Origin of the sequence: Streptomyces sp. E2N166 (assembly GCF_003671715.1) — a bacterium.
GTDB lineage: Bacteria > Actinomycetota > Actinomycetes > Streptomycetales > Streptomycetaceae > Streptomyces > Streptomyces thinghirensis.
Genome location: NZ_RAIF01000025.1, coordinates 212,146 through 217,469, shown reverse-complemented (window position 1 = coordinate 217,469; position 5,324 = coordinate 212,146). Strand labels below are relative to the sequence as shown.

Below are 5,324 nucleotides of genomic sequence, written 5' to 3'. Positions count from 1 at the left end.
CCCGCACCCACCAGGCCCGCACCCACCCGGCCCGGACCCGCCCGGCCCGCACCCACCCGGCCCTCACCCGCCCGTCACCCCAGCGTCTCCGCCAGCACCCGCGCCGCCCGCTCCACGTCCGCGAAGCCGACGTACAGCGGGGTGAAGCCGAAGCGCAGGACGTCCGGGGCGCGGAAGTCCCCCACCACCCCGCGCTCGACCAGGCGCTTCATCACGTCCCCCGCGTCGTCACAGCGCAGTGCGACCTGGCTGCCCCGCTCGGCGTGCGCCGCCGGGGTCACCGACTCCACCAGGCCGTCCGGGACGTACTCCCCGACACAGCGCAGGAAGAAGTCCGTCAGCGCCAGGGACTTGGCCCGCACCGCTTCCACCGACACCCCGTCCCACACCTCCAGCGCCGCCTCCAGGGCGAGCAGGGAGAGGATGTCCGGCGTGCCGACCCGGCCGCGCACCGCGCCGGACGCCGGGGCGTACGCGGGCCGCATGCCGAAGGGCTCGGCGTGCGAGTTCCAGCCCGGCAGCGGGGAGTCGAAACGGTCCTGGAGGTCGCGGCGCACGTACAGGTACGCGGGCGAACCGGGTCCGCCGTTGAGGTACTTGTAGGTGCAGCCGACCGCCAGGTCGACGCCGTGCTCGTCGAGCCCGACCGGCAGCGCGCCCGCGCTGTGGCACAGGTCCCAGACGACGTACGCCCCCGCCGCGTGCACCGCCGCCGTGAGCGCGGGCAGGTCGTGCAGCCGGCCCGTGCGGTAGTCGACGTGGTTGAGCAGGACCGCGGCGGTACGGTCGCCGAGCGCCGACGGCACCTCGGCCGGGGTCACCGGTCGCAGCGAGCGGCCCGTCATCCGGGCCGCCGACTCGGCGATGTACCCGTCCGTGGGAAAGGTGGTGGCGTCGACGAGGATCTCGTCCCGGCCCACGTCCGCCATCCGCACCGCCGCGACGAGCGCCTTGAAGACGTTGACGCTCGTGGAGTCGCCCACCACGATCTGCCCGGACGCCGCCCCGACCAGCGGGGCGATCCGGTCGCCGATCCGCTCGGGCGCGGTCCACCAGCCGCTCTCCTCCCAGGACCGGATGCGCAGCTCGCCCCACTGACGGCGTACGACGTCCTCCACGCGCGCGGGGACACCGGCCGGGAGGGCGCCGAGCGAGTTGCCGTCCAGGTAGACGACGTCGTCCAGGACGAACCGCTCGCGCAGCGCCGCCAGCCCGTCGGCGGCGTCCAGTCTCCCGGCCTCGGCCGCCGCTTCGAGAAGCTCAGACATACGACCGCGCCGTCCACAGCTCGGGGAACACGTTGTTCCGGGCCCGCTTCTCCAGCCAGGCCACCCCGGCGGAGCCGCCCGTGCCGGTCTTGGAGCCCATCGCTCGGCGGGTGGCGACCAGGTGGTCGTTGCGCCAGCGCCACACCAGTTCGGCGACGTCGGTGAGCGCCTCGCCGAGGCGGGCCAGTTCGCCGTTCTGGTCACCGGAGTAGACGGCCGTCCAGGCGGCCTCCACCTCGGGCGCCGCCTCGTACTTCCGGGTGACGTCGCGCTGGAGGACGGCGTCCGGGATGTCGTACCCGCGCCGGGCGAGCAGCCGGACCACCTCGTCGTACAGGCTCGGCTCGTGCAGCGCCTTCTCCAGCTCCGCGTGGACGCGCGGGGCGCCGCGGTGCGGGACGAGCATGGACGCGGACTTGTCGCCGAGCAGGAACTCCAGGCGGCGGTACATCGCCGACTGGAAACCGGAGCCCTCGCCGAGGGCGCTCCGGTAGGAGTTGAACTGGGCGGGCGTGAGGCCCGCGAGCGGCGTCCAGGAGGCGTTCAGCGCCTCCAGCTCCCGCACCGAGCGCTTGAGCGCGTCGGTCGCCACCTGGGTCCGGTCCTCGCGCAGGGCGCGGGCCGCGGTCTCCCACTCGTGGACGATGACGGTGAACCACAGCTCCATGACCTGGGTCGTGACCAGGAAGACCATCTCTCCGGGATCGTCGGAGAGGGTGTGCTGGAGGTGGGTGAGCACGTCCGCCTTGACATAGTCCTCGTACGGCGTGCTGCCCTCGAAGTCGAGATTCGGGGCTTCGTGGGACATCGCTGTCTCCTGCTGCACTACGGGTAGCGGTCCGCCCTGCCGTTACCGACACGGGGCCCCGGTCCCCAACGTCATCCTCCGCAATGGTCGCAGCAAACCGCAAGGCCCGCCTGCGCACGGCAGGCGGGCCAGGACACGTCCGGTCCCCGGTTCAGCCCAGTACCTCGGCCGCCGCCGGCGAGGAGTCCTTCAGGAACTGGCTGCAGCGCTCGTACTCCTCCTTCTCGCCGATCGCCTGGGCGGCGCGGGCGAGGGCGTGCAGGGCGCGCAGGAAGCCGCGGTTCGGCTCGTGCTCCCAGGGCACCGGGCCGTGCCCCTTCCAGCCGCTGCGGCGCAGGGCGTCCAGGCCGCGGTGGTAGCCGGTACGGGCGTACGCGTACGACTCCACGACGCTGCCCCGCTCGAACGCCTCGTCGGCCAGCTGTGCCCAGGCCAGTGAGGACGTCGGGTACTTCGCGGCGACATCGGCGGGCGAGGTCCCGCCCGCCAGCAGCTCGCGCGGCCCGGGGTCGTCGGGGAGGTGGGTCGGGGGCGGTCCCCCGAGGAGGTTCTCGTGAATGGCCATGGGCACAAGTCTGCGCCATGCCGCCGGCATACGTACGCGGGCCCGGCACCGCCGGAGAATCCTGGCGGTGCCGGGCCCGTCGCGGACGACACGGCGCGGACGGCGCGGACGCCGCGTGCCGTGGCCGTTACTTGATCTTCTGGCCCGCCGAGCGCAGGTGACCGCAGGCCTCGACCACGCGCGCGGCCATGCCGGCCTCGGCCAGCTTGCCCCAGGTGCGCGGGTCGTAGGTCTTCTTGTTGCCGACCTCGCCGTCGACCTTCAGGACGCCGTCGTAGTTGCTGAACATGTGGTCGGCGACCGGACGCGTGAAGGCGTACTGGGTGTCCGTGTCGATGTTCATCTTGACCACGCCGTTCTCCAGCGCGGTGGCGATCTCCTCGGCGGAGGAGCCGGAGCCGCCGTGGAAGACGAAGTTGAACGGCTTGCTGCCGGCCGGCTGACCGTACTTGGCGGCGACGCCCTCGTTCAGCTCCTTGAGCAGCTCGGGGCGGAGCACGACGTTGCCCGGCTTGTACACGCCGTGCACGTTGCCGAAGGACGCGGCGAGCAGGTAGCGGCCCTTCTCGCCCAGGCCCAGCGCCTCCACGGTGCGGACCGCGTCGTCGACCGTGGTGTAGAGGGAGTCGTTGATCTCGTGGGAGACGCCGTCCTCCTCGCCGCCGGTCGGGGTGATCTCGACCTCAAGAATGATCTTGGCGGCGCGGGCGCGCTCCAGCAGCTCCGTGGCGATGGAGAGGTTGTCGCCGAGCGTCTCCGCGGAGCCGTCCCACATGTGGGACTGGAACAGCGGATTGCGGCCGGCCTTGACGCGCTCCTCGGAGACCGCCAGCAGCGGACGCACGTACGCGTCGAGCTTGTCCTTCGGGCAGTGGTCCGTGTGCAGGGCGACGGTGACGTCGTACTTCTCGGCCACGATGTGCGCGAACTCGGCGAGGGCGACGGCGCCGGTCACCATGTCCTTCTTGTGCTGGCCGCCCAGGAACTCGGCGCCGCCGGTGGACATCTGGATGATGCCGTCGCTCTCCGCCTCGGCGAAACCGCGCAGGGCCGCGTGCAGCGTCTGGGAAGAGGTCACGTTGATGGCCGGGTAGGCGAACTTTCCTGCCTTCGCCCGGTCCAGCATCTCGTTGTAGACCTCGGGAGTTGCGATGGGCATCTGTCCGCTCCTTGTATGTGCGGGGGGCGTGAAACGTGCTTACGGCCCTGACCTAGACCTGGGGGGGCGACGTCATCGTCGGCCCCATCTTTCCAGACGAAGCGGGATACTCCGAGTGGACGTCCGCCGGACGTCCGTCCCGGCTCAGTCCAGGCCCAGCTCGTCCTTGTCGTACGCGTACAGGTACGGCACCCCGGCGCCGTCCTGGATCTTCTCGGCGGCGCCCGTCGCCCGGTCGACGATCGTCGCGACGGCGACGACCTCGGCACCGGCCTCGCGCACGGCCTCGACGGCGGTGAGCGGGGAGCCGCCGGTGGTGGAGGTGTCCTCGACGACCAGGACGCGGCGGCCCTTGATGTCCGGGCCCTCGACGCGACGCTGCAGCCCGTGCGCCTTGGCGGCCTTGCGGACGACGAAGGCGTCCAGCTTCCGGCCCCGCGCGGCGGCGGCGTGCAGCATGGCCGCGGCGACCGGGTCGGCGCCCATGGTCAGCCCGCCCACCGCGTCGAAGTCCAGGTCCGCGGCCAGGTCCAGCAGCACCTGCCCGACCAGCGGCGCCGCCTCGCCGTCGAGCGTGATGCGGCGCAGGTCGACGTAGTAGTCGGCCTCGAGACCCGAGGAGAGGGTCACCTTGCCGTGCACCACGGCCTTGTCCTTGATCTGCTGCAGCAGCGCCGCGCGTACGTCCGTCATGCCCACCAGCTTAGAGCCGGGTCCAGCTCCAGGTCGTGGTGGCCTCCAGCGGCTCCAGGGGCGTGACCAGGCGCGGGAGGGTGTTCAGGCCGTCGGGCGGCCCGGTCTGCGGCTCCACGCAGACGGCGGCCTCCTGCTCGTCGTAGACCACGGCCCACCGCTCCGGGCTGGTCACCCTCAGTTCCAGGCGCTCCGGCCAGGTGAGGGTGACGTCGACGCCGTCCGACATGCCGAAGCAGTCGTCCCAGGGGCCCGGCTTCGGGTCGACGCGGTTGCCGGTGGGCAGGTGGTCGTCGCCGCGCTCCTCCTGCCAGGCGGGGTCGAAGGCGATCTCGACGCCGGCCCCGTCGGCGCCGTCGAGGGTCCGGTTGAACCAGGGGTGCCAGCCGATCTGCGCCGGGAAGGACGACTCGTACGTCTCCACGGACATCGTCAGCGTCAGCGCGTCCTCGGCTAGGGCGATCACCTGGGTGACGCGGCCGGAGTAGGGCCAGGGCTCGGTGAGGTCGTACGTGAGGACGGCCTCGTCGGCGGTGACGCGGGCGGTGCGCCAGGCGGCGTCGCGGGCGGTGCCGTGGATGGCGTGCGGCGGGGAGTTGAGCGGCATCTGGTGGACGACGGCGCCGTCCCGGAAGCGGCCCTCGCGAATCCGGCCGCACCAGGGGACCATCGGGAAGCAGCCGTAGCGCTCGCCCTGGCGGAGCAGCTCCGTGCCGCCGACGCGCAGCCCGCCGATCCGGCCGCCGTTGCCCGGCAGCACGGTCGCCTCCGCGTCACCCGCGGTCAGCGTGATGGGTTCGTTACTCACGCCACGACCCTACTGGGGCGATC

General features: G+C 72.4%; 6 protein-coding genes. All 6 read right to left on the bottom strand.

The annotated features are described in order from the left end of the window. Positions 1-74: 74 nt before the first annotated feature. On the bottom strand, positions 75-1,268 hold the full coding sequence (gene kynU, locus EBH09_RS19045; protein ID WP_121748185.1) for a kynureninase: 1,194 nt from the start codon (positions 1,266-1,268) through the stop codon (positions 75-77). Then, positions 1,261-2,076 carry a tryptophan 2,3-dioxygenase gene (locus EBH09_RS19040; RefSeq protein ID WP_121748184.1) on the bottom strand — a complete coding sequence of 272 codons (816 nt, stop codon included), beginning with the start codon at positions 2,074-2,076 and terminating at the stop codon, positions 1,261-1,263. The genes kynU and EBH09_RS19040 overlap by 8 nt, the downstream gene beginning before the upstream one ends. 151 nt (positions 2,077-2,227) lie before the next feature. Then, entirely contained in the window at positions 2,228-2,641 is a 414-nt protein-coding gene (locus EBH09_RS19035; RefSeq protein WP_121748183.1) for a DUF3151 domain-containing protein, read from the bottom strand. A gap of 127 nt (positions 2,642-2,768) precedes the next feature. After that, positions 2,769-3,800: a class II fructose-bisphosphate aldolase gene (gene fbaA / locus EBH09_RS19030; RefSeq protein WP_121748182.1), complete on the bottom strand. Its 1,032-nt coding sequence runs from the start codon at positions 3,798-3,800 to the stop codon at positions 2,769-2,771. 144 nt (positions 3,801-3,944) lie between these two features. Continuing rightward, entirely contained in the window at positions 3,945-4,493 is a 549-nt protein-coding gene (gene pyrE, locus EBH09_RS19025; protein WP_121748181.1) for an orotate phosphoribosyltransferase, read from the bottom strand. A 10-nt stretch (positions 4,494-4,503) separates the two neighbouring features. Continuing rightward, complete coding sequence (locus EBH09_RS19020) at positions 4,504-5,301, bottom strand: aldose 1-epimerase (protein WP_121748180.1); 798 nt, start codon at positions 5,299-5,301, stop codon at positions 4,504-4,506. Between the last annotated feature and the right edge of the window lie 23 nt (positions 5,302-5,324).

Coding starts and splice junctions, on each gene's coding strand:
- fbaA (WP_121748182.1), bottom strand. CDS start 3,800: ATGCCCATCGCAACTCCCGAGGTCTACAACGAGATGCTGGACCGGGCG.
- pyrE (WP_121748181.1), bottom strand. CDS start 4,493: ATGACGGACGTACGCGCGGCGCTGCTGCAGCAGATCAAGGACAAGGCC.
- EBH09_RS19035 (WP_121748183.1), bottom strand. CDS start 2,641: ATGGCCATTCACGAGAACCTCCTCGGGGGACCGCCCCCGACCCACCTC.
- EBH09_RS19040 (WP_121748184.1), bottom strand. CDS start 2,076: ATGTCCCACGAAGCCCCGAATCTCGACTTCGAGGGCAGCACGCCGTAC.
- kynU (WP_121748185.1), bottom strand. CDS start 1,268: ATGTCTGAGCTTCTCGAAGCGGCGGCCGAGGCCGGGAGACTGGACGCC.